The 21,647-nt window shown below is 71.2% G+C and carries 20 protein-coding genes; 10 read left to right on the top strand and 10 right to left on the bottom strand.

Going from position 1 to position 21,647, the window contains the following annotated elements; translation table 11 throughout:
• Positions 1-299: 299 nt before the first annotated feature.
• The gene (locus tag D3273_RS20010; protein WP_129228660.1) at positions 300-1,127 is read right to left on the bottom strand and encodes a carbon-nitrogen hydrolase family protein; all 828 of its coding nucleotides are present in this window, start codon (positions 1,125-1,127) and stop codon (positions 300-302) included.
• 164 nt (positions 1,128-1,291) lie between these two features.
• Between D3273_RS20010 and D3273_RS20005 the strand changes: the two genes are divergently transcribed.
• Positions 1,292-2,746: an exopolysaccharide biosynthesis polyprenyl glycosylphosphotransferase gene (locus D3273_RS20005; RefSeq protein WP_165359585.1), complete on the top strand. Its 1,455-nt coding sequence runs from the start codon at positions 1,292-1,294 to the stop codon at positions 2,744-2,746.
• A 37-nt stretch (positions 2,747-2,783) separates the two neighbouring features.
• On the opposite strand, the gene D3273_RS20000 is transcribed toward D3273_RS20005, so the two are convergent.
• Positions 2,784-3,674 carry a TIGR01459 family HAD-type hydrolase gene (locus tag D3273_RS20000; RefSeq protein WP_129228658.1) on the bottom strand — a complete coding sequence of 297 codons (891 nt, stop codon included), beginning with the start codon at positions 3,672-3,674 and terminating at the stop codon, positions 2,784-2,786.
• A 216-nt stretch (positions 3,675-3,890) separates the two neighbouring features.
• On the opposite strand from D3273_RS20000, the gene D3273_RS19995 reads away from it, so the two are divergent.
• The 4 genes from D3273_RS19995 (at position 3,891) to hisS (ending at position 7,962) form a co-directional block, all read left to right on the top strand.
• Positions 3,891-4,334: an Ohr family peroxiredoxin gene (locus tag D3273_RS19995; RefSeq protein ID WP_129228657.1), complete on the top strand. Its 444-nt coding sequence runs from the start codon at positions 3,891-3,893 to the stop codon at positions 4,332-4,334.
• 62 nt (positions 4,335-4,396) lie between these two features.
• Positions 4,397-4,828, top strand: coding sequence for an organic hydroperoxide resistance protein (locus D3273_RS19990; RefSeq protein ID WP_129228656.1), 432 nt, complete (start codon positions 4,397-4,399; stop codon positions 4,826-4,828).
• A 139-nt stretch (positions 4,829-4,967) separates the two neighbouring features.
• Positions 4,968-6,335, top strand: a complete 1,368-nt coding sequence (gene aptA / locus D3273_RS19985; protein WP_129228655.1) for an omega-aminotransferase AptA — start codon at positions 4,968-4,970, stop codon at positions 6,333-6,335.
• 136 nt (positions 6,336-6,471) lie between these two features.
• Positions 6,472-7,962 carry a histidine--tRNA ligase gene (hisS, locus tag D3273_RS19980; RefSeq protein WP_129228654.1) on the top strand — a complete coding sequence of 497 codons (1,491 nt, stop codon included), beginning with the start codon at positions 6,472-6,474 and terminating at the stop codon, positions 7,960-7,962.
• A gap of 39 nt (positions 7,963-8,001) precedes the next feature.
• Here the strand turns inward: hisS and D3273_RS19975 are convergent, their stop codons facing one another.
• From D3273_RS19975 to D3273_RS19950, 6 genes are all read right to left on the bottom strand, one after another.
• Positions 8,002-8,418 carry a GtrA family protein gene (locus D3273_RS19975; protein ID WP_129228653.1) on the bottom strand — a complete coding sequence of 139 codons (417 nt, stop codon included), beginning with the start codon at positions 8,416-8,418 and terminating at the stop codon, positions 8,002-8,004.
• Between the two features lie 213 nt (positions 8,419-8,631).
• On the bottom strand, positions 8,632-9,804 hold the full coding sequence (locus D3273_RS19970; RefSeq protein ID WP_129228652.1) for a zinc-dependent alcohol dehydrogenase: 1,173 nt from the start codon (positions 9,802-9,804) through the stop codon (positions 8,632-8,634).
• Positions 9,805-9,963: 159 nt separating this feature from the next.
• On the bottom strand, positions 9,964-11,040 hold the full coding sequence (locus D3273_RS19965) for a WD40/YVTN/BNR-like repeat-containing protein (RefSeq protein WP_129228651.1): 1,077 nt from the start codon (positions 11,038-11,040) through the stop codon (positions 9,964-9,966).
• 88 nt (positions 11,041-11,128) lie between these two features.
• Positions 11,129-11,374, bottom strand: coding sequence for a DUF2312 domain-containing protein (locus D3273_RS19960; protein ID WP_129228650.1), 246 nt, complete (start codon positions 11,372-11,374; stop codon positions 11,129-11,131).
• Positions 11,375-11,543: 169 nt separating this feature from the next.
• Entirely contained in the window at positions 11,544-12,554 is a 1,011-nt protein-coding gene (locus tag D3273_RS19955) for a PAS domain-containing protein (RefSeq protein ID WP_165359584.1), read from the bottom strand.
• Between the two features lie 531 nt (positions 12,555-13,085).
• Positions 13,086-13,751 carry a hypothetical protein gene (locus D3273_RS19950; protein ID WP_129228648.1) on the bottom strand — a complete coding sequence of 222 codons (666 nt, stop codon included), beginning with the start codon at positions 13,749-13,751 and terminating at the stop codon, positions 13,086-13,088.
• A 298-nt stretch (positions 13,752-14,049) separates the two neighbouring features.
• Here D3273_RS19950 and mbfA point away from each other — a divergent pair, with 298 nt between their 5' ends.
• Both mbfA and cysK read left to right on the top strand, forming a co-directional pair.
• A complete protein-coding gene (gene mbfA / locus D3273_RS19945; RefSeq protein ID WP_129228647.1) occupies positions 14,050-15,006 on the top strand; it encodes an iron exporter MbfA in 957 nt (318 codons plus the stop codon).
• Positions 15,007-15,112: 106 nt separating this feature from the next.
• On the top strand, positions 15,113-16,123 hold the full coding sequence (cysK, locus tag D3273_RS19940; protein WP_129228646.1) for a cysteine synthase A: 1,011 nt from the start codon (positions 15,113-15,115) through the stop codon (positions 16,121-16,123).
• A 43-nt stretch (positions 16,124-16,166) separates the two neighbouring features.
• Here cysK and glf read toward each other — a convergent pair whose 3' ends face one another.
• Positions 16,167-18,407, bottom strand: a complete 2,241-nt coding sequence (gene glf / locus D3273_RS19935; protein WP_129228664.1) for a UDP-galactopyranose mutase — start codon at positions 18,405-18,407, stop codon at positions 16,167-16,169.
• Positions 18,408-18,918: 511 nt separating this feature from the next.
• Between glf and D3273_RS19930 the strand changes: the two genes are divergently transcribed.
• From D3273_RS19930 to D3273_RS19920, 3 genes are read left to right on the top strand one after another with little or no spacing between them, the layout of a single operon-like run.
• The gene (locus tag D3273_RS19930) at positions 18,919-19,416 is read left to right on the top strand and encodes a TadE/TadG family type IV pilus assembly protein (RefSeq protein ID WP_165359583.1); all 498 of its coding nucleotides are present in this window, start codon (positions 18,919-18,921) and stop codon (positions 19,414-19,416) included.
• Position 19,417: 1 nt separating this feature from the next.
• Positions 19,418-19,939, top strand: a complete 522-nt coding sequence (locus tag D3273_RS19925; RefSeq protein WP_129228644.1) for a TadE/TadG family type IV pilus assembly protein — start codon at positions 19,418-19,420, stop codon at positions 19,937-19,939.
• Positions 19,936-21,084, top strand: coding sequence for a TadE/TadG family type IV pilus assembly protein (locus D3273_RS19920; protein ID WP_129228643.1), 1,149 nt, complete (start codon positions 19,936-19,938; stop codon positions 21,082-21,084). The genes D3273_RS19925 and D3273_RS19920 overlap by 4 nt, the downstream gene beginning before the upstream one ends.
• Positions 21,085-21,093: 9 nt before the next feature.
• Here the strand turns inward: D3273_RS19920 and D3273_RS19915 are convergent, their stop codons facing one another.
• Entirely contained in the window at positions 21,094-21,588 is a 495-nt protein-coding gene (locus D3273_RS19915; protein ID WP_129228642.1) for a prolyl-tRNA synthetase associated domain-containing protein, read from the bottom strand.
• Between the last annotated feature and the right edge of the window lie 59 nt (positions 21,589-21,647).

Raw genomic sequence — 21,647 nt, 5'->3', positions numbered from 1 at the left:
TGGCCTTCGTCACGCTCGCTGCCATCCAGTTCGGCATCCGGCGACTCGCGCGGCCGTAGGCTTTTGAGTCAGGCTCTAAACCGAACTGAGGCGAGGCACAGTGCCACGGCGGCCCAAGCCCACCCATCACGTCCCCTGATGATCGTATGCGATACCCATCGAACACCTCGGGAGAAGACATCGCTTCTGTCTCGACGGCGTCGCCTCGCGGGTTCTGAGACGGGCGAAGTGGAGGGTCTGGACGCGAACGAGGCGGTGGTCAGATACGGGGGCGAGCCGGGACTCGGCGGCGCCCCGCTTCACCCCCGCGGCATGTCCCGCCGGTGCCGCATGACCGGGATCATCGCCCGCACCCGCTCGACCCGCTCGGGCTCCACCCGGCCCGCCACCGTGCCGACCCCGTCGCTGGCCCGCGCCGTCACCAGCCCCCAGGGGTCGACCAGCATGGAATGGCCGTAGGTGGTGCGGGTCTGCCCGCCCTGCGCGAACGTCCCGGTCTGGGCCGCCGCCGCCACGTAGCATTCCGTTTCGATCGCGCGGGCGCGCAGCAGCACCTCCCAATGGTCCTTGCCGGTCTGCATCGTGAACGCCGCCGGCACGGCGATGAGGGTCGCGCCGCGGTCCGCCAGGGCCTGGTACAGGAACGGGAAGCGGATGTCGTAGCAGATCGAGCAGCCGACCGTGACGCCCTCGCAATCGTAGGTCGCGACGGCATCGCCCGGCGCGAAGGACGCGCTTTCGCGATATTCCGTGCCGTCCGGGGCCGTGATGTCGAAGAGGTGGATCTTGCGGTAGCGCGCCACCTCGCGCCCGCCCCGGTCGAACGCCACGGTCGTGTTGCCGATGCGTTCCCCGCCCGGCAGCCGCTCCAGCATGGAGCCCGCGTGGATGAACACGCCGTGGCGGCGCGCGAGGGCCTGCAGGGTCGCGTAGGCTTCGCCGTCCGGCAGCGCATCGGCGGCGGCGAATTTGGCGTCGCGCGTGCCGCCGAGGAAGTCGAAGCATTCGGGCAGCAGCACCCAGTCGGGCCGGTCCTCGGCGACCGCCCGCGCGACGAGGTCCGACGCCTGCCGGAGGTTGGCGGCGCGGTCGTCGCCGGAGTTCATCTGGATCAGCGCGACCTTCACGAGGGCCCTCCCGGAATCGTTCACCTGTCCCATTCGAGCACGCCGCCGCGTCGGACGGCAAGCGCGACCCGCCCGGTCCGGCCCGAACCGGCACGGAAAGGCGCCGGATCGCCAGGCGCGCCGATTGCAACCGGGGAGCGACCCGCCGTCCAGGACCGATCGCCGTGCTGCGCGCCATCCTCCCCACCGCCATCTCCCCCGCCGCCCCGCAGCGGCGCGCGGCTCCGCGGCGACACGGCCGGGCCAGGCCCAACACCGCCTTGACGCGGGTGGGGTTCCTGCTGCTGGCGTCCGGGCTCGACGCGGCCGTGATCCTCGCGATCGCCGCCGCGAGCGGCGCCGCCCTGGGCCGAGGCAGCGAGCCGATCAACGCCCTGGTGCTCGGCGTTGCCGTGGCGATGGTGTTCATCGTGCCGGGCGTGGTGAGGCACGACTACGCCATCACCCACTACCTGTCGCACAAGGGGCACGCCAAGCGCGCCCTGGCGCTGTGGGGCGTGGCCGTCGCGGGGGCGCTGGGCTTCGCCTTCCTGACCAAGACGACGGAAAGCTTCTCGCGCGGCGGCACGCTGGGCCTGGTGGCGGGCGGCCCGATCGGCCTGCTCGTGCTGCGCACCGCGCTCGTCGGGGTCATGCAGGCCCGCGCGGCGGCGGGCCGGGTCGCGTCGCGCCACATCTTCCTCGTCGGGGACGAGGAGATGATCCGCGCCTTCGGCGAGCGTCACGCCCCCCACCAGCTCGGCCTGCGCATCGTCGGCGCCGCAGTGCTGCGCCCGGGCGACGACAGCCGCGCCGACGACCTCACCCTGGCGGTGGCGTCGGCGCGGGTGCTCCGCCCGGACGACATCTACATCCTCGTGCCCTGGGGCGACCGCGACAGGCTCGAAGCCGCGATCGACGCCTTCATGGGCGTGCCGGCCGCCGTGCACCTCGCGCCCGAGCGCTTCTTCGACAAGTTCGACGACCTCCACGTCATCCGCAACGGCTCGGTGGCGTCGCTGCACCTCGTGCGCCAGCCCCTGTCGTCGAGCGACGTGCTGGCGAAGCGCGTCGTGGACATCGTGCTGGCCGCGGCCGCGCTCGTGGCGCTGGCGCCGCTGTTCGCCGCCATGGCGGTCCTGATCCGCCGGGAAGGGCCCGGCCCCGTGTTCTTCATGCAGCGCCGCTACGGCTTCAACCAGGAGCCGTTCCGCATCTACAAGTTCCGCTCCATGAGCGCGACGGAGGACGGCAGGGCCGTGCGGCAGGCCACCGCCGGGGACAGCCGCATCACGCGGGTGGGCCGCTTCATGCGCCGCACCAACATCGACGAGCTGCCGCAGCTCCTGAACGTGCTGCGCGGCGAGATGAGCCTCGTCGGGCCCCGCCCCCACGCCATGGCGCACGACCAGGCGTTCGAACGCGACGTGGCCCTCTACGCCCGCCGCCACAACGTCCGGCCCGGCATCACCGGCTGGGCGCAGGTCAACGGCTGGCGGGGCGAGACCGATACCCCCGAGAAGGTGCTGGGCCGCGTCGAGCACGACCTGTTCTACATCGACAACTGGTCGCTGATGCTCGACCTGTCGATCATGGTCCGCACCGTGTTCTCGCGAAAGGCCTACGAGAACGCCGGCTGACGGGCGGCGGGACGCGAAGCGACCCCCTCGCCGGCGCTCACCATGCGAGGTCGGCCATGGCGACGGTCGGCCGGTGCGCCGCGGCGGCGAGGAAGGCCGCAAGCCTGCCGGGGTCGAGCGTGCCGTCGCCGGGGCCCGTGTCGTCGCGGTGGATGCCGTTGGTGACGAACAGGCAGTCGAGGCCCTGGCGCACCGCGCCCGCCACGTCGGTGCGCATGCCGTCGCCGACGGCGAGCACGCGGGACGCGTCGACTTCCCGCCCGCGCGCCTTCGCGGCCAGCGACAGGGCGAGGTCGTAGATCGGCGCGTGGGGCTTGCCGGCGTAGAGGACGGTGCCACCGAGCGCCTCGTAGCGCTCCGCCAGCGCCCCGGCGCAGAAGATCAGCTGGTCCCCCACATGGACCACCACGTCCGGGTTGGCGCAGATCATCTCGACGCCGCGCTCCCGCATGGCCGCGTAGGTGCTCTCGTAATGGTCGGGCGTTTCCGTCCTGTCGTCGAACAGGCCCGAGCAGATCACGTGGGCCGCCTCGTGCAGCGCCCCCAGCGCCGGGCGCCGGCCCGTCCTGGCGTGGACCTCGTCCATCAGCGCGCGGTCGCGCGCGGGGCCGATGTGGTGGAAGGGCCCCTCGCCCCGCGCGGCGATCAGCGCCACCGTGCTGTCGCCCGATGTGACGAGGTCGTCGTAGGCCGAGCGCGGCACGCCGAGCGCGTCGAGCTGGGCGCGGATCGGCGCGTTGGGCCGCGGCGCGTTGGTGATGAGCACGACCGTGCCGCCGCCCTCGCGGAAGCGCGTCAGCGCCGCGGCGGGGCCGGGAAAGGCCCGCTGGCCGTCGTGCAGCACGCCCCACACGTCCGACAGGACGACGTCGTAGCGGTCCGCGACGGCCGACAGGCCGGGCAGGATGGGGGTGGTGGCTTGGGTCATGCGCCGGGGCTTAAGCCCGGCGCCGCGGGTGTCAAGGCGGGTGGCCCGTCCGCGCCGGTCCGTTCAAAATCCCGCCGCCGCCCTGCAACCCCTGAGGGGCCGCCGTCGTACTGCCTTTGCACGCCGGCCCGGGCGTCTGGCCCGGCGCCGGCGCGCGGCCTATAAGCGCCGCCGACCGGCCGTCCGGCCGGTCCCGGCACCCCAGGAAGTCCATTCATGGCCATCGCCACCATCAAGCCGCTCTTCACGACCAAGTCCGTCGCCACCGGCGGCCGCAACGGCGTCAGCAAGGCCGATGACGGCAGCGTGTCGGTGACGCTGTCCGTGCCGAAGGAGATGGGCGGCCCCGGCAAGCCCGGCACCACGACGCCCGAGCACCTGTTCGCCACCGGCTACGCGGCCTGCTTCTGCGGCGCCCTCGACTTCGCCGCCAAGCAGGCGAAGAAGGACGCGACCGGCGCCGAGGTCACCTGCGCGGTGTCGATAGGCCCGCGCGAGGGCGGCGGCTTCGGCCTCGCCGTGCGGATGACCGTGGTGGACGGCAAGATCCCCACCGCCGAGCTGAAGGAGCTGGTCGAGCAGGCCCATACCGTGGTCTGCCCCTATTCCCACGCGACGCGCGACAACGTCGACGTCCAGTTCGACGTCCAGGGCGCCTGACGCGCCCCGTCGACCCTCCCCGCAGGGTCGATGCCCAGCCCCTCACCACCAGGAGACGCACCATGTCGGTCGATGCCAAGTACAAAGTGTCCGCCACCGCGCACGGCGGCGGCCGCGACGGCCGCACTGTCCTCGACGACAAGACGATGGACCTGCAGCTGACGCTGCCGAAGGAGCTCGGCGGCCCGGGCGGCGACGGCGCCAACCCTGAAAAGCTCTTCGCTCTCGGCTATTCGGCCTGCTATCTCGGCGCCATGCGGGTCGCCTCGCAGCAGACCAAGATCAAGGTGCCCGAGGGCACGACCGTGAAGGCCGAGATCGGCATCGGTCCGCGCTCGGAAGGCGGCTTCGGCATCACGGCCGCGCTCGACGCCTACCTGCCCGGCCTGTCCGAGGCCGACGCCAAGACCCTCACCGAGGCCACCCACGGCATCTGCCCCTATTCCAACGCCATCCGCGCCAGCGTGGACGTGGTCACCAACGTCCGCACCTGACCGGAAGGGCCGGCGGCCGGGTTTCCCGGCCGTCGGCGCCGGGAGCCGGGAGCCGGCTTCCCTCGCGGGCTCCCCGGCCGTAAGGTGGATGGCGCGTCCCGGTCCGCCGGGGCCACCTGTCCCGCCCGGGAGCCGTCCCATGCCGCCATCCGCCGCCGCCCCGAGCCCCGCGGGCTCCCTGGCCCCCCAGGCCGAGATCCCCAACGATCTCGAAGCTTTCTGGATGCCGTTCACGCCGAACCGCTCCTTCAAGAAGAACCCGCGCATGATCACGCGGGCGAAGGACATGTTCTACTTCACCCCCGAAGGCCGTGCCGTGATGGACGGCACCGCCGGGCTGTGGTGCACCAACGCCGGCCACAACCGCGAGCCCATCGTGGCCGCCATCCAGGCCCAGGCGGCGGAGCTCGACTACGCCCCCGCCTTCCAGTTCGGCCACCCCAAGGCCTTCTCGGTCGCGTCCCGCATCGCCGCGCTGGCGCCGGGCGACCTCGACCACGTGTTCTTCGCCAATTCCGGCTCCGAAGCCGTCGACACGGCGCTGAAGATCGCCATCGCGTACAACAACGTCCGCGGCCAGGGCACCCGCACACGGCTGATCGGCCGCGAGCGCGGCTACCACGGCGTCGGCTTCGGCGGCATCTCCGTCGGCGGCATCGTGTCCAACCGCAAGCAGTTCGGCACGCTGCTCGCCGGCGTCGACCACCTGCCCCACACCTACAACCGCCAGGAACAGGCCTTCACGAAGGGCGAGCCGGATTGGGGCGCCCACCTCGCCGACGAACTCGAGCGCATCGTCACCCTGCACGACGCGTCCACCGTCGCGGCCGTGATCGTCGAGCCCATGGCGGGGTCGACGGGGGTGCTGCCGCCGCCGAAGGGCTACCTGCAGCGGCTGCGCGCCATCTGCGACCGGCACGGCATCCTGCTCATCTTCGACGAGGTGATCTCGGGCTTCGGCCGCCTCGGCTTCGGCTTCGCGGCCGAGCGCTACGGCGTCGTCCCGGACATGATCTGCTTCGCCAAGGGCGTCACCTCCGGCACGGTGCCGATGGGCGGCGTCGTGGTGCGCAAGCCCATCTACGACGCCTTCATGCGCGGGCCGGAGCACGTCATCGAGCTGTTCCACGGCTACACCTATTCGGCGCATCCGCTGGCCTGCGCGGCCTCGCTGGCGGCGCTCGACGTGTACAGGGACGAGGACTTGTTCGGCCACGTCCTCCGCATGGAGCCCGTTTGGGCCGAAGCCATCCATGCCCTGCGCGACCTGCCCAACGTCCTCGACATCCGCACGGTCGGGCTCGTCGCCGCGATCGACCTCGCGTCGCGGCCGGATGCGGTCGGGGCCCGCGCCTACGAGGCGATGGACCGGTGCTTCCGCGAGCACGACCTGATGGTGCGGATCACCGGCGACACGATCGCGCTCACGCCGCCGCTGATCATCTCCGAAACCCAGATCGGCGACATCGCCGACAAGCTGAAGCGGCTGCTGACGACGCTGCATTGATCGAAGGTTTCGGAAGGGCTCGCCCTTTCACGGGGTTCGGGGCAGAGCCTCGAGGAAAGACCATCGGCTTCATCGGGGTTCGACCCCGAACCCCACCGAAGGCCGAGGGCCTTCGGAAACCCATCGTTCAGGATCCATGACCGACCTCACGAAACCCCGCCTGCCCCGCGGCCTCGCCGACCGCGGGCCCGCCGACCTCGCCGCGACGGCCCGCATCACCGCGGCGATTCGCGACACCTACGAGCTGTACGGCTTCGAGGCCGTGGAAACGCCCTTCCTCGAATACACGGACGCGCTCGGCAAGTTCCTGCCCGACCTCGACCGCCCCAACGCCGGCGTCTTCTCCTTCAAGGACGACGACGACCAGTGGCTGTCGCTGCGCTACGACCTCACGGCGCCGCTCGCCCGCTCGGTCGCGGAGCGCTACGACGCGCTGCCGAAGCCCTACCGCTCGTACCGGTCCGGCCCGGTGTTCCGCAACGAGAAGCCCGGCCCCGGCCGCTTCCGCCAGTTCCTGCAGTTCGACGCCGACACGGTGGGGTCGGCGTCGATCGCGGCCGACGCCGAGATGTGCGTGATGGCGGCCGACACGCTGGAGCGGCTCGGCATCGCCAGGCACGACTTCGCCGTGAAGGTCAACGACCGGAAGGTGCTCGACGGCGTCATGGAGCTGATCGGCCTCGGCGCGCCCGAGGACGCCGCCCGGCGGCTCGTGGTGCTGCGCGCCATCGACAAGCTCGACCGGCTCGGCCCGTCCGGCGTCGAAGCGCTGCTCGGCGCCGGCCGCCGCGACGAATCCGGGGACGTCACCAAGGGCGCCGGCCTGCCGCCCGAGTCCATCGCCCGCGTGCTCGGCTTCACGGCGGCGCGGGGGGCGACGGCGGCCGACACGCTGGCCAACCTTCGGGACGCCGTGGCGGGCTCGGCGCGGGGCGAGGAAGGCGTGGCGGAGCTCGCCGAGATCGCCGCGCTCGTCGAGGCCGCGGGGCGCTCCGATTGCGTGGTGATCGACCCTTCCGTGGTGCGGGGCCTCGAATATTACACCGGCCCGGTCTTCGAAGCCGAGCTGCTCTTCACCGTCACGGGCGAGGACGGCCAGCCGATCCGCTTCGGCTCGGTCGGCGGCGGCGGCCGCTACGACGGGCTGGTGGCCCGCTTCCGCGGCGAACCGGTGCCGGCCACGGGCTTCTCCGTCGGGGTGTCGCGGCTGGTCGCGGCGCTGAAGGCCGTGCGCAGCCCGCTCGTGGGCACGTCGGCGCCGCGCGGCCCCGTCGTGGTGGCGGTGCTGGATAAGGGGGAGATGGCCCGCTACCAGGGCCTGGTGACCGCGCTGCGGGCGGCCGGGATCCGGGCGGAGCTGTACCTCGGCGCTTCGGGCATGAACGCCCAGCTCAAATATGCCGACAAGCGCAACAGCGCCTGCGCGGTGCTGCAGGGATCGAACGAGCGCGACGCCGCGGGCGGCCCGGTGGTGATGATCCGCGACCTCGTGCTCGGCGCCGAGCTCGCCAAGGGCTCGAAGGACCGCTCCGACTACCTGGACCTCCGGCAACGCGCCCAGTTCCCGGTCGCCGAGGACGCGATGGTGGAAGCCGTGCGCGAGGTCCTCGGACGCCACGGGGGCTGAACCGCCGGCGGAGCGGGAGGCGGGGACGGGCGCGGGCGGTCAGGGCGCCCGGAACACCACCCGGCTCGCCCCCGCGTAGTTGATCAGCATCGCGGTGCCCGCCGCCGCCGCGAGGCAGACGAGCGGCGTGCCGAACGGCCGCGGCAGCAGGAGGTAGCAGGCCGTGTAGACCGCCATGTTGCAGGCGAGGCCGAGGCTCTGCACCCCGACATAGACGGCGAGCGCGGCCCCGTAGCTCTGGATCGCGGCGCCGCGGAAGGCCCAGCGCCGGTTCAGCTCGAAGGTCGTCAGGATGCCGCAGGCGGCCGACGGCAGCCGCGCCACGATGGGGTCGCTCCCCAGCAGGTGCACGAAGGCCAGGAGCATGGCGGCGTCGACGCAGAAGCCGATGCCGCCGACGCAGCAGAAGCGCAGGAAACGCTCGCCCTCCCCCCGCCCGAGGGCCGCCGCCGTCATGGGCGGCACCGTGTGGCGGGGCGGGCGCCCGCTCGATGGACGGAGGCCGAGGCTGGCGAGGAATCGACGACCCGCTTCATCGGACCACCCGTCCCGGTTGCCCGCGCGGGATGCCGCGGGCTCGACGGACCATAGGGACCCCGCCTTAACGGGCCCTCTTCGGAATGGATCGAAGTGTGGCCGCCGCCCGATCGCGGCGGCGGCCGGCGTGGATCAGGACAGGTTGAACACGACCTTGGTGCAGCCGTCCTTCTTGTCCTTGAAGGCCTTGTACAGGTCCGGCCCGTCTTCGAGCTTCGTCGAGCGATGGCTGATCAGCGAGGTCGTGTCGATCTTGCCGTCCTGGATCAGCTTGGTCAGGGGCTCCAGGTAGCGCTTCACATGCGTCTGGCCGGAGCGCATCGTCAGGCCCTTCTGCACGATGCTGCCCATGTTGACCGACACCGGACCGCCATAGACGCCGGGCACCGACACCACGCCGCAGCCCCGCACGGCGCGGATGGCCTGGTCCAGGGCCGTCGTGCGCTCGGCCGGGAGCAGCTTCTCCTTCACGGCGTCCACCATGCCGGCGATGCCGTGAGCCCCCGACGCCTCCATGCCGACGCAGTCGATGACGCTGTCGGCGCCCTTGCCCTTGGAGATCTCGAGGATGCGCTCGTAGACGTCCTCCTGGGCGAAGTCGATGATGTCCGTCGCGCCGGCCTTCCTGGCCAGGGCGATGCGCTCCGGCACGGTCTCGATGGCGATGATGCGCTCGGCGCCCATCACCTTGGCGGACTGGATGGCGAAATAGCCGACCGGGCCGACGCCCCAGATGGCGGTGATGTCGCCCGGCTTGATCTCGGCGTGCTCGGCGCCCTGGTAGCCCGTGGGGAAGATGTCGGTGAGGAACAGGACGTCGTCGTCCGTCATGCCCTCGGGCACCTTCATGGGCGCCACGTCCGCCATCGGCACGCGCACGTATTCGGCCTGGCCGCCGGCATAGCCGCCCGTGAGGTGCGAATAGCCGAACAGGCCCGCCGTGGTGAAGCCGAACTGCGCGGCCGCCATCTCGGCATTGCGGTTCGACCGCTCGCAGACCGACCAGTTGCCGCGCCGGCACTGGTCGCATTGGCCGCAATTGATGTTGAAGGGGACCACGATGCGGTCGCCCTTCTTGAACTTGGTGAAGCCCTGGCCCACCTCGACGACTTCGCCCATGAACTCGTGGCCGAGGACGTCGCCGCTCTTCATGGTGGGCATCAGCCCGTCCATCAGATGAAGGTCCGAGCCGCAGATGGCGCAGCTCGTCACCTTGATGATGACGTCGCGGGCGTCTTCGATCTTCGGATCCGGGACGGTGTCGCAACGGATGTCGTTCTTGCCGTGCCAGCAAAGAGCTTTCATGACTGCGCCTTTCGCGATGTCGTCGTCCGGATCAACGGGACCGCTCAAGCGATCGTTCCGGGCGACGGCCTCCGGGCGCCGACACGGGGATCGGGCCGCGGCACGGGTCGACCTCTGCGGCGCCGTCGCGTTCCCGGCCCGCCTGTGCCCGGCACGGCGTCATTCCGGCGGGGGCGGCAGGTCCAGCGCGAACAGGTCGTGGCCGATCGCCAGCGCCCGCGTGCCGCCGCCGGGCAGCGGCACGAAGCGGATGCGGTTGGTGGACAGCCCCATGTGGGCCGGGTGCCAGGTGTCGCCGCCGTCCGTCGTCTCGTAGCCGCCCGTGGCGCCCCCCACCCAGCCGCGCCGCTCGTCGAGGAAGGCGATGCCGTAGGGGATCCAGCCGTGGTCCGCCGTGACGACCAGTTTGCGCCAATGCTCGCCGCCGTCCTCCGTCTTGACGACGTAGCCGCGCGCCTCGTCGGCCGGCGCCCCGTAGCTCATGATGCTGGCATAGCCGACCCGGGCGCTCGGGAAGGCGAGCTTCCAGTCGTTGTCGCCGGCGCGGGGCGAGTCGAACACCGCCCGCCACGTGTCGCCGCCGTCCGTGGTCTTCAGGATGCGGGCATGCGCCCTGCCCTCGTCCGACGCCGAAGCCCCGGCGATGAAGCCCGTCCGGGCATCGACGAAGTGGATGTCCAGGATCATGCCCGTCAGCGCGCCCATGTCGCGCGCCGTGAAGGTGGCGCCGCCGTCGAGCGAGGTCATCAACCCGGCCGGGCCGCCGACGCGCCCCCCGGCGCGGACCGCCCGCACCGCCCCGTCCACCTTCAGCACGTCGATGGCGCAGATGCCGGTGACGGGCGGCCCCGACACCGGGACCACCGGCGCCCAGTGGGTCCCGCCGTCATGGGTGACGAAGAGCGGGCGCGCGTCGGTCACGCCGTCGAAGTAGCCCGGCCCGACGTTGCCCATGAAGCCGGTGTCGGCGTCGGCCATGTCGAGCGCCCGCACGTAGGTGCCGGGGTGGTGCCAGGCGAGGTGCCAATGGGCGCCGGCGTCGTCGGTGCGGTAGATGCGGCCCGTGCCGTTGCCGTAAAGGCCGGCGGTGGCGCTGCCGAAGGCCAGCGCGTCCTGCTTGTTGTTCAGCGTGTAGGGCTCGGTCGGCACCATCCGCCACTGGGGGTCGGCCGCGGCGGCCGGCCGGAGCAGCGACAGGAGCAGCGCGGTGCCGAGCACCGCTGGCCGGATCGACATGGCGGGAGCCCCTTTCGCGTGCGGGACGGGCGGAACGCCGGCCCGCTGGGGGAACGCCCGGCTGCCGAGGGCGGTTCGGCCGATCGCGTCAGGCCTGCATGCCGATTGCCTGGAGGTACAGCTCCAGGATCTCCTCCTCCTCGCGGCGCTTGTCCTGGTCCTGCTTGCGGATCGACACGATCTTGCGGATGATCTTGACGTCGTAGCCGGTGCCCTTGGCTTCCGCGTAGACGTCCTTGATCTCGTCGGACACGGTCTTCTTGTCCTCCTCCAAGCGCTCGATGCGCTCGATGAAGGCCATCAGGTGACCGGCCTCGATGGAGTTGGTGCTCATCTCGTCATCCGTGGGTCTTCGATCCTGCCGCAGCGCGCGACGAACGCCACGCCGGTGTCGGCGCGTTATGCCGCGTTCTGGTTGGGATAACCTTAATGGCGCACGGAAGCGACCGCGGGCCGCCCGGACCGGGGGAGCCCGCGCGGGCCCCGGCCCGGGGGCCGCGGCGTCAGCGGCTGATCCAGGTCGACCCGTCGACGGTGCGGAACGACACGCCGCCGTTCTGCAGCGCGCGCCGCACGGCTTCGGACTTGCTGGCCCGGGTGGACCCCTCGCTGCCGTCCTCCATACGCTTGATCGTCGACACCGACACGCCGGACGCGGCGGCGAGCTGGGCCAGCGACCAGTCGAGCAGCCCACGGGCGCCCCGGATCTGCTCGCCCGTCAGCGTCGGCACCTCGTCGCCCCCGACGTCGCCCACGACGGGGCGATGGTTGTCGTCGATGGGCAGCAGCACGCCCTGCCATTCCCGGATCGCGCCGGACGCGTCGCGCACGGGCGCGCTCCGGGCGTTGAACCACCGGTACACGCCCTCCTGGGTCAACACGCGATAGTCGACGTTGTAGGTCTCGTCCTTCGCCAAGGCGGCGCGGTAGGCGGCCCGCACGCGGTCGCGGTCGTTGGGGTGGACGGCGTCGAGCCAGCCCTGGCCGGAACAATGTTCCGGCAGCATGCCGGTCAAGCCGCACCACGCGGTGTGGTCGATGGATTGGCCGGACAGGTCGGCGATCCAGGTGAGCGCCGAGGTGGCCTCGAGCAGGGCCGCACGTCGACCGTGGTTGAACTCCACCGCGCGCTGCGCTTCGCGCCGCTCGGTGACGTCGACCACCACCCCGATGAAGCGGACGGGCTGGCCATCGTCGCCCAGCACGACATCGATGCGCGACGACACCCAGCGGATGGTGCCGTCCGGCCGCACGATGCGGAACTCGCGGCGAAGCGGCTGACCCTTGTCGATCAGTTCCATCATGTCCGATTGGAACGGACGGTCCTGCGGGTGAATGCAGTTCAACATGGAGAGGCGGGTGCGGGGCACCGACGCCGGCACGCCGCTGATCCGCGCCAGGCCCGGCGAAACGGTGATCCGGCCGGACGCGAGATCATGCCACCAGAACCCGATCTGCCCCTGGTCTTCCACGAGGCGAAGCACGTTCTGGAAGAAGGATGCCGATGCGCTCACGCCGCCGTCACGCTCACGATCCGACCCGGGATGTGCGGTAAGCCAAGGCCATCCCTGTCTCTCCGTCGTCGAGAATTCTGACCCGTCCATCATCGTCGTTCTTCGATTTCAACCTCGGCAGTTCGCGACGGCCCATCCCTGGTTTCAGCTGACCGGACGGCGGCGCCGCGAGACGCTAGACCGTTTAGCCCGGATTACACCTGAATTTTAGGTCATGGTGATCAGAAAAAGCCGGAGGCCGGTTTGAATTGTGCCCCGCCGTGCCGCGTCGCAGAGGAGCGACGACCTCCGACGACGAGGTGTGCTATTCGGCGACATAGACCGGAAGTTGTCGCCGGCAGAGCATCGTGACACTTCGTGGTGAATCTCCGGCGATCTCGGTCGACAGGCCTTCGCATGCTGGTCGAAGGACGACGGGTGTCCCGATGCACCCGTTCAGTACGATGCGGCCCAGCCGAGGGTTTCGCCCGTTTGAACGATGCGAAAGATAAAAAAGGATTTTAACCGGCCGCCGCGGCGCGCCGGCCCCCGTCAGCGCAGCGGCGGCATGGGAAACGCCAGCACCTCGCCCGTGTAGGTTTCGACCAGGGCGCTGAAGGGTCGGCCGTCGGGCAGCACCAGGATGGCACGGTGGCGCAGCACGTCGGCGGGAACGTCGAGGCCGCCGGGTCGTGCCGGCGGCAGGGCCGCGCCCCGGTCCCAGCCTTCCGGCAGCGGATGCCACAGGAGTTCGGCCGACAGGGTGCGGCGCACGAACCGGAGGGCCGCCACGGCGCGGCCGAAAGCCGTGTCGGTGCCGTCGAGGACGCGGTTCATCTCGGGCGTCAGCAGCGCCGGGAGGTAGAAGTTGTCGGCTTCGGACAGCACATGCCCGCCGCAGGACAGCCGCACATGGCGATGGCGCACGGTTTCGGCGGCGTCGGCGCCCAACTGGCGGCGCACGGCATCGTCGGCGGGCGTTTCGGCTTCCGGCACGCGCGCGGCCGTGACGGTCGGCGGGGACGCCAGCCCGTGGGCGCCGCACCAGCGTTCCAGCGTCAGGGTGGCGCTGTCGTGGCCGAGGAGGTCGGCGTTCAGCGTCTCGATCAGCGCGAGCGCTTCGAGCCGCGACGTGCCGTCGTCGGGCCAGACCGCCGCCGCCGCCGCGGTGCCCGCCGCGGCCAGGAGGACGAGCGCGGCACCGGCGAATCGGACCACCGCGGGGGCGCGTCGTGCGCCGGACGGCCGGCCTCGCGCGTCGTGCCGTCCCGGGCCTCGACGCCGGCCCCCGAACCGGACGAAGCCGGCCGCGCCGCCGGGGATGGAGCACGGGAATGTATCGCTCTTCGCCATGCCGCGCCCTTCGGGGATGTCCATCATGCGCGCTTCAACGGCGACACCGCGCCCTGCGTTGCGTGCCCGGCGACGGCGGCGCGGGCGCGCCCGGCCTTGACAGGGAGCCGCGGCGTGCTTTTATCCCACTCAGTTTAGAATTATTATAATGAAAGGACCGTGCGTGAGGACGTTCGACGACCTGACCGAGCGCGAGGTGCTGGCCCTCGCCATCTCCAACGAGGAGGAGGACGGCCGCATCTACGCCGACTTCGCCCACGGCCTGCGCGACGCCTATCCCGACACCGCGCGGGTGTTCGACGACATGGCGGCGGAGGAGAACCGGCACCGGCGCCGTCTCCTCGACCTGTTCGTCGCGCGCTTCGGCCCGCACGTCCCGCTCGTGCGGCGCGCCGACGTGAAGGGCAACATCGCCCGCAAGCCGCTGTGGCAGGTGCGCCCGCTCGGGGTCGCGGCCGTGCGCCGGCAGGCGGCGGCCATGGAGCGCGACGCCGAGCGGTTCTACCGGCAGGCCGCGGCGCGCTCGACCGACGCCGCCGTGCGCCGGCTGCTCGGCGACATCGCCGAGGACGAGGCCGCCCACGAGCGCCTCGCCGCCGAGACCGGGGACCGGCACCTGCCCGGCGACGCGCGGGAGCGCGAAGACGACGACGCGAAGCGGCGGTTCGTGCTGCAGGTCGTCCAGCCGGGGCTGGTGGGGTTGATGGACGGATCCGTGTCGACGCTGGCGCCGGTCTTCGCCGCCGCCTTCGCGACGCACAGCCCGTGGAACGCGTTCCTGGTCGGGCTCGCGGCCTCGCTCGGCGCCGGCATCTCGATGGGCTTCGCCGAAGCCCTGGCCGACGACGGCAAACTGTCGGGCCGCGGCACGCCGCTCCTGCGCGGGCTGGTCTGCGGGCTGATGACGGTCGCGGGCGGCATCGGCCACACGCTGCCCTACCTCATCCCCGACTTCTACACCGCCACGGCCGTGGCGGGCCTCGTGGTGGCGCTCGAACTGGCCGTCATCGCCTGGATCCAATGGCGCTTCATGGACACCGCCCCGGTGTCGGCGGTCGCCAAGGTGATGCTCGGCGGCGGGCTGGTGCTGGCGACGGGCATCCTCATCGGCAACAGCTGAGCGGGCTCCGCCCCGGAGCGTTGACGCCCGGGGGCCGCGCCGCCATCTTCGGGTCCACACGGCCGGCGGCGCCGACGCGCCCCGGCCGATCCGAGGAGGAAGCCCCATGTCGCTCGCGTCGATCGGTCGGGACGACGAACCCACCCCGCAGGACAACAGCCCGAAGCCCCGCCAGGGCCGGGGCCGCGTGTACGATTCCATCACGGACACGATCGGCTCGACGCCGCTGGTGCGCTTGAAGCGCCTCGCCGCCGAGAAGGGCTGCAAGGCCGACATCATGGCCAAGCTCGAGTTCTTCAACCCGATGTCGAGCGTCAAGGACCGCATCGGCGTCAACATGATCGACAGCCTGGAGAAGGCCGGCCGCATCGCGCCGGGCCGCAACACGCTGGTCGAGCCGACCTCGGGCAACACCGGCATCGGCCTCGCCTTCGTGGCGGCCGCGCGCGGCTACAAGCTGATGCTGTGCATGCCGGAATCCATGTCGGTCGAGCGGCGGAAGATGCTGATGCTGCTCGGCGCCGAACTGGTGCTCACCCCGGCCGCCCAGGGCATGAAGGGCGCCATCGCCCGGGCCGTGGAGATCGTCGAGACCACGCCCGGCGCCGTCATGCCGCAGCAGTTCGACAACCCCGCGAACCCCGAAATCCACCGCAACACGACCGCCGAGGAGATCTGGACCGACACGGCGGGCGGGATCGACGTCTTCGTCGCCGGCGTCGGCACGGGCGGCACCATCACGGGCGTGAGCCAGGTGCTGAAGCCCCGCCGGCCGTCGCTGCACGTCGTGGCGGTCGAGCCGGAAGACTCGGCGGTGCTGTCGGGCGGCCAGCCCGGCCCGCACAAGCTGCAGGGCATCGGCGCCGGCTTCGTGCCCGGCATCCTGGAGCGCGACCTCATCGACGAGGTGGTGACGGTGGGCAACCAGGAATCGTTCGAGATGGCGCGCCTCGTGGCGCGGCTCGAGGGCATCCCCATCGGCATCTCGTCGGGCAGCGCGGTCGCGGCGGCCCTCGAAGTCGGTTGCCGGCCCGGCATGGAAGGCAAGACGATCGTGGTGATCATCCCGTCCTTCGCCGAGCGCTACCTGTCGACGGCGCTGTTCGACGGGCTGTGAAGCCTTCTCTCCCCCCGCGCCGAGGCGCGGGGGGAGAGCGGGATCACGCGTCCAGCATGGCGCCGGTCGCGGCGCCGTCGCGGGGCGCCGCCATGCCCCAGCGCGCCAGCAGCCCCTTGGCGGTCGCGAGCGCCTGCCCCACCACCTGGTCCATGTTGTAGTAGCGGTAGGTGGCCAGCCGCCCGACGAAGCTCACGTCGTGGCGGGCCCGCGCCAGCGCCTCGTAGCGCTTGAACAGCGCCTGGTTCTCGGGCCGCGGGATCGGGTAATAAGGGTCGCCGTCGGCGCGCGGATGCTCGTAGGTCAACGACGTCTTCGGGTGGCGCTGCCCCGTGAGGTGCTTGTATTCGGTGATGCGCGTGTAGGGCACGGCCTCGTCGGGATAGTTCACCGTGCCGACGGCCTGGAACCGGTCCTGGTCCAGGGTGACGTGTTCGAACTCCAGGCTGCGGTAGGGCAGCCGCCCGAAACGGTGGTCGAAGAACTCGTCGATGGCGCCCGTGAAGACGACGTGGTCGAACACGCCTTCGCGCATGACGTCGCGGTATTCCACGCCGGTCTCGACCGCGATGCGCCCGTGGTCGAGGATCCGCTCGAACATGCGGGTGTAGCCGTCGCGCGGCATGGCCTGGAACGTGTCGGTGAAGTAGCGGTCGTCGGTGTCGGTGCGGGCTGGCACGCGGGCCGCCACCGACTTGTCGAGCTCGGACGGGTCCATGCCCCACTGCTTGCGGGTGTAGCCGCGGAAGAACGTCTCGTACAGGTCGCGGCCGACGCCGGCCACCACCACGTCCTCGGACGTCCGCACCGGCGACACCGGCTCGGCCACCGAGGCGAGGTAGGCCGCCGCTTCCGCGTCCGTGGCGAGGCCGAGGCCGTAGAGCGCGTTCAGCGTCGTGCGGTTGATCGGCATCGGCACTTCCTGGCCGCGCACGCGGGCCAGCACGCGGTGCTCGTAGGGGCGCCAGGCTGTGAAACGCGACAGGTACTCGAACACCGATGCCGCGTTGGTGTGGAAGATGTGCGGACCGTAGCGGTGGATGAGCACGCCCGCCGCGTCGTGGTGGTCGAAGGCGTTGCCGGCGATGTGGGGCCGGCGGTCGATCACCAGCACGCGCTTGCCGCCCTCGGCGGCGAGCCGCTCGGCCATCACGGAGCCGGCGAAGCCGGCGCCCACGACCAGAACGTCGGCGGCCCTGGCGCCGCGGTCGATCGCCGGCATGGCGATGCCGGCCGGCGGCGCGACCGGGCGGCGGCGGGCCGCGGCGGCGTCCACGATCCGCGCCATGGCGGCGAAGGTCGCGTCCCACGACATGCTCGCCAGAAGGGCCTCGACCTCGGCGCCATAGCGGGACGGCTCGGCGGCGAGCGCCAGCGCGGCGCCGCATTCGGCGACGAAGCCCTCCGCGGTGTCGGCGATGCGGACGGCTTCGAGCCCCGAATAATGCCGCACCACGTCGGCCACCGCGGTGGACACCACGACGCGGCCCCCCGCCAGGTATTCGGGCGTCTTGGTGGGCGAGATGAAGCGGGTCGCCGCGTTGATGGCGAAGGGCATCAGCGCCACGTCCCAGCCGCCGAGGTAGCGCGGCAGCTCGTCGTAGGATTTGGCTCCCAGCCAATGGATGTTGGCCCGGCGCGGCAGGTCGTCGTCGTCGAGCTTCGCCAGGGGCCCGACCATGACCACGTGCCAGTCCGGCCGCGCGGCCGCCAGGGCGTCGATCAGGGCGAGGTCCATGCGCTCGTCGATCACGCCGTAGAAGCCCAGGCGCGGGCGCGGGATGTCGCGCTGGTCGTCGGGCTCGCCGGCGCCGGCCGCCGCGAAATGCGCCGCATCGACGCTCGACGGGAAGGGGTGGATGTTGCCGTGGAGGTGGCGCTTGGCCTCGTAGAGCGCGTGGCCGCCGGTGAACACGGCGTCGGCGCGGGCGATGAGGTCCGCTTCCAGCCGCGGCAGCTCGGGCGCGGCGAACTTGAACCCGGACAGCTCGTCCATGCAGTCGTAGACCACCGTGGCGCCGGCCACGTGCGACGCGAAGCTCCACATCATCGGCGTGTAGAACCACAGCACCGGATGGCGCGCGCCGCGTCCGGCGAGCAGCTGGTCGAGCATCGCGCGCAGCGCCGCGTCCTTGTCGGCGGCCGGCAGGTGCCAGGACATGTGCGGCGTCGCCACCACGACGCCGCTCTCGTCCGCCCGGGTGACGAGGCGCGGGGCGCCCTCGTCCGTCCACACCGGCTCCTCGAACACCACCACGGGCCCCCGGCGCGCGAAGCGCGTCATCAGGTGCTGCGGGCGCTGGAACACGAAGTCCCACCGCAGGTGGCTGAAGCAGACGAGGAGATCCTTCTGGGGAGCCGAGACCGGGAGCGTGGCGTGAGGCGTCGTGCGGAGATCGGAGAAGGAATCCAACGGGTCTGCCTTGATGCGGGGTGGAAGGGCGTCATCTCGTCTGCCGCTTGATCCGGCGTAAAACAAGCAGGAAGGGTGCCGTGTTCCGCAGCTTCCCGTGCGGCACGGCATCGCGCAAGCGGCGGCGCCAGCGTCCTCACCCTGCCGCGCGGGCGGGCACCCGCGAAGTCCCCCCGATGCCGCGCGATCCGATGTCGCGCTCTGCCGGTCCCGCTTCGCTCGCGTCGTCCGACCCTGCATCCGCGCCAGCATCGCCGATGCCGGTGCAATTTCATGTTCCGTTTAACCGCGCGAATACGCTTCGATGCCACGTTGACGACAGAACAGGTCGCTCGACACCATGCTTCAACTATCTTTCATTCCATTCAAGTCGATATTCGACTTGCTTCCGGACGCACCGACGCTGCGACGCGACATCCGAGGCGCGGCAGCCGTGGAGTTCGGGCTGATCGGCGGCCTGTTCGTGCTGCTGATCTGCTTCTGGATCGAGATCGGCCTGAGCCTGTTCATGCAGACGGCGCTCGACCGCGCGGTCCGCAAGGAGTCCCGCCTCATCCGGACGGGCGCCATCACGGCCTCGGGCGCCTCGACCTTCGCGGCGAACCTGTGCGCCGACCTGCAGGTGCTGATGACCTGCTCCAACATCCAGGTCAACGTGGCCTCGGCGTCGAGCTTCGCGGCCCTGTCCTCGGCGGTGCCGACGAACGGCGCGAGCCGGATGACCACCACGGGCTTCGCGCCGGGCGGCTCGGGCCGGGACGTGATCGTTCAGGTGGGCTACACCCGCGCGCTGTTCCTCCCCATCGTGAAGGCCTTCATCGGGCAGAACGGCACGCTGCTGGTTTATTCGTCGCTCGCCTTCCAGAACGAGCCTTATTGAGATGGCGCGCCCATCGAGGTTCCGGGCGGACGCGCGGGCCAGCATCACGGTGGAGTTCGCGCTGGTGGCGCCCGTGATGGTGACGATGCTGTTCGGCAGCATCTCGGCGGCCCGGCTGGTGCGGGCGAGCATCAAGACGTGGAACGTCGCCCAGAGCCTCGGCGACCTCGTGGCACAGCAGACGACGCTGACGGCGTCCGCGATGACGGACTTCTGCGCGGGCGGCCGGCTGACGCTGGCGCCCTTCACCGGCGCGCTCACCGCCACGGTGGCGAGCGTCACCTTCGGGGCGTCCGGCACGCGCGCGGTCGACTGGCAGGACACGACCTGCGGGGGCGCGGCGCTGTCGAACGCGCTGGCGCTCGGCACGCCCTACACGCCCAACCCCGGCGACAGCGTGGTCGTGGTGCAGGCCACCTACGTCTACACGTTCCCGCCGTCCTACGTCCTGCCGTCCTCCTTCACCCTCACGCGCACGACCTATTCGCGCCCGCGCGCCGGCACCACGGTGGGCCACGCATGAGCCCGACCGAAGGCGCCGGACGGAAAGACCTCGCCATGACCGAGCTTTGCAGGATGACGCGCGGGCTGGCCCGCTTCGGGCGGGACGCGCGCGGCGGCGTGGCGGTCTGGTTCGGGATCTCCGCCGTGGCGCTGCTCTTCTTCGCGGGATCGGGGCTCGACCTCGCCCGCAGCATCAACCAGCAGGCGGAGATCCAGGGCGCCGCCGACGCCGCCGCGCTGGCGGGGGCCGGCGCCTACACGGGCGCCGCGACCCTCGCGGCCGCGACCGCGGCGGCCACCAACTACATGACGCGGTTCAAGGCGACGAGCGGCCTCGCCGCCCTCACCTTCACGGTGACGCCCGGCACCGCCCTGAGCGGCGGCTCGGTCACGATGTACTCCATGACGGTGAAAGCTTCGGCGCCGATCGCCAACACGCTGATGGCCATGGCCCGGACGTCGAACACGGTCGCGGTGTCGGCGACGGCGCAGAATCCCGTCTACAACATCACCATCAGCCTTTCCAAGTTCAGCTCCAGCGCCATCGATTCGAACGCGATCAACTATTACACGGTGCCGGCCGACGGCTCCGCTCCGACCACGACGACGCCGTTGTTCAGCAACGACAGATCGTCGAACCTCGCGTCCAACCCTGCCCCGATACAGCTGACCGCCAGTCAGAGGCTGGGCTTCATGCTGACCAACACGACGGACGGCAATGCTGTCACCACCACCACGACCTGCACATTCCTTCAGGTCATCCTTCAAGGATGCAGAAGCGGCACCACGAGCAACAGCTACGGCAGCAACAGCTATGGCGGAGGGGAGAACAGCACACACCTCTTCTATTCGCACATGATGCCGCCGAGCAAGGTCGCCTACCCGTGGGTGGCGCAGAACTGCAGCCTCCAGGTGCTGACGAGCGCTTCCGCCACTCCGGCGGCGGGCTCGTGCTTCAACGCCCTGCCCGCCTACGCGACGGTCAACTGCGTCCAGGCGTCCGGGATGACGCTCTACTATTATTGGAACGACATGGGCGGCGGCAACGGATCGAACACCACCAACGGCTCGTCCGACGACAAGGACTACAACGACGCCGTCTACAGCGTGACCTGCTCGCAGGTCGGCACCACGGCCCCCAAGGGCCTGGTGCTGACGAACTGACGCGCGGCCCTACAGGTCGAGCAGGATCGGCTCGACGCCCAGGTCGGCCAGCACGGCGCGGAACTCCGCCCCTGTCAGCGACACCGTGGCGGTGTTGCGCAGCGGGTGGGCGGTGATCCGCTCCGCGTCCCACAAGGCCCGCTCGACGGCGAAGCGCACGGCGCCCGCCCCGTCCTTGACGAGGCTGAGGAAGCCCACCGCGCCCGGGGGCGTGCCGAGGTGCTCCATCAGCCGCTCGGGGCTGGCGAAGGACAGGCGCTTCGCGCCGAGCAGGGGGGCCAGCGCCTTCATGTCGGCGCGGGTGTCGGCCCTGAGCGTCACGAGGTAGAGGAGCTTGCCGTCCTTCAGGAACAGGTTCTTGGTGTGCTCGCCGGGCAGCCCGGCCCAATGCGGCAGCGCGTCCTCCACCGTGTGGACCGGCGGATGCTCGACGCGCCCGGGGACGATGCCGAGCCGCCCAAACAGCGCCGCGATCGCCGGATCGTCCGTCGGTGTTTCCGCCATGTCCGTCCCGCTCCAGCCCGCGCTCCCGGCGCGGATTAACCGGGCCGCGGGGCGCCGTC

This window comes from Lichenibacterium minor (assembly GCF_004137685.1).
Taxonomy (GTDB): domain Bacteria; phylum Pseudomonadota; class Alphaproteobacteria; order Rhizobiales; family Beijerinckiaceae; genus Lichenihabitans; species Lichenihabitans minor.
This window is presented reverse-complemented; position numbering and strand designations above follow the sequence as displayed.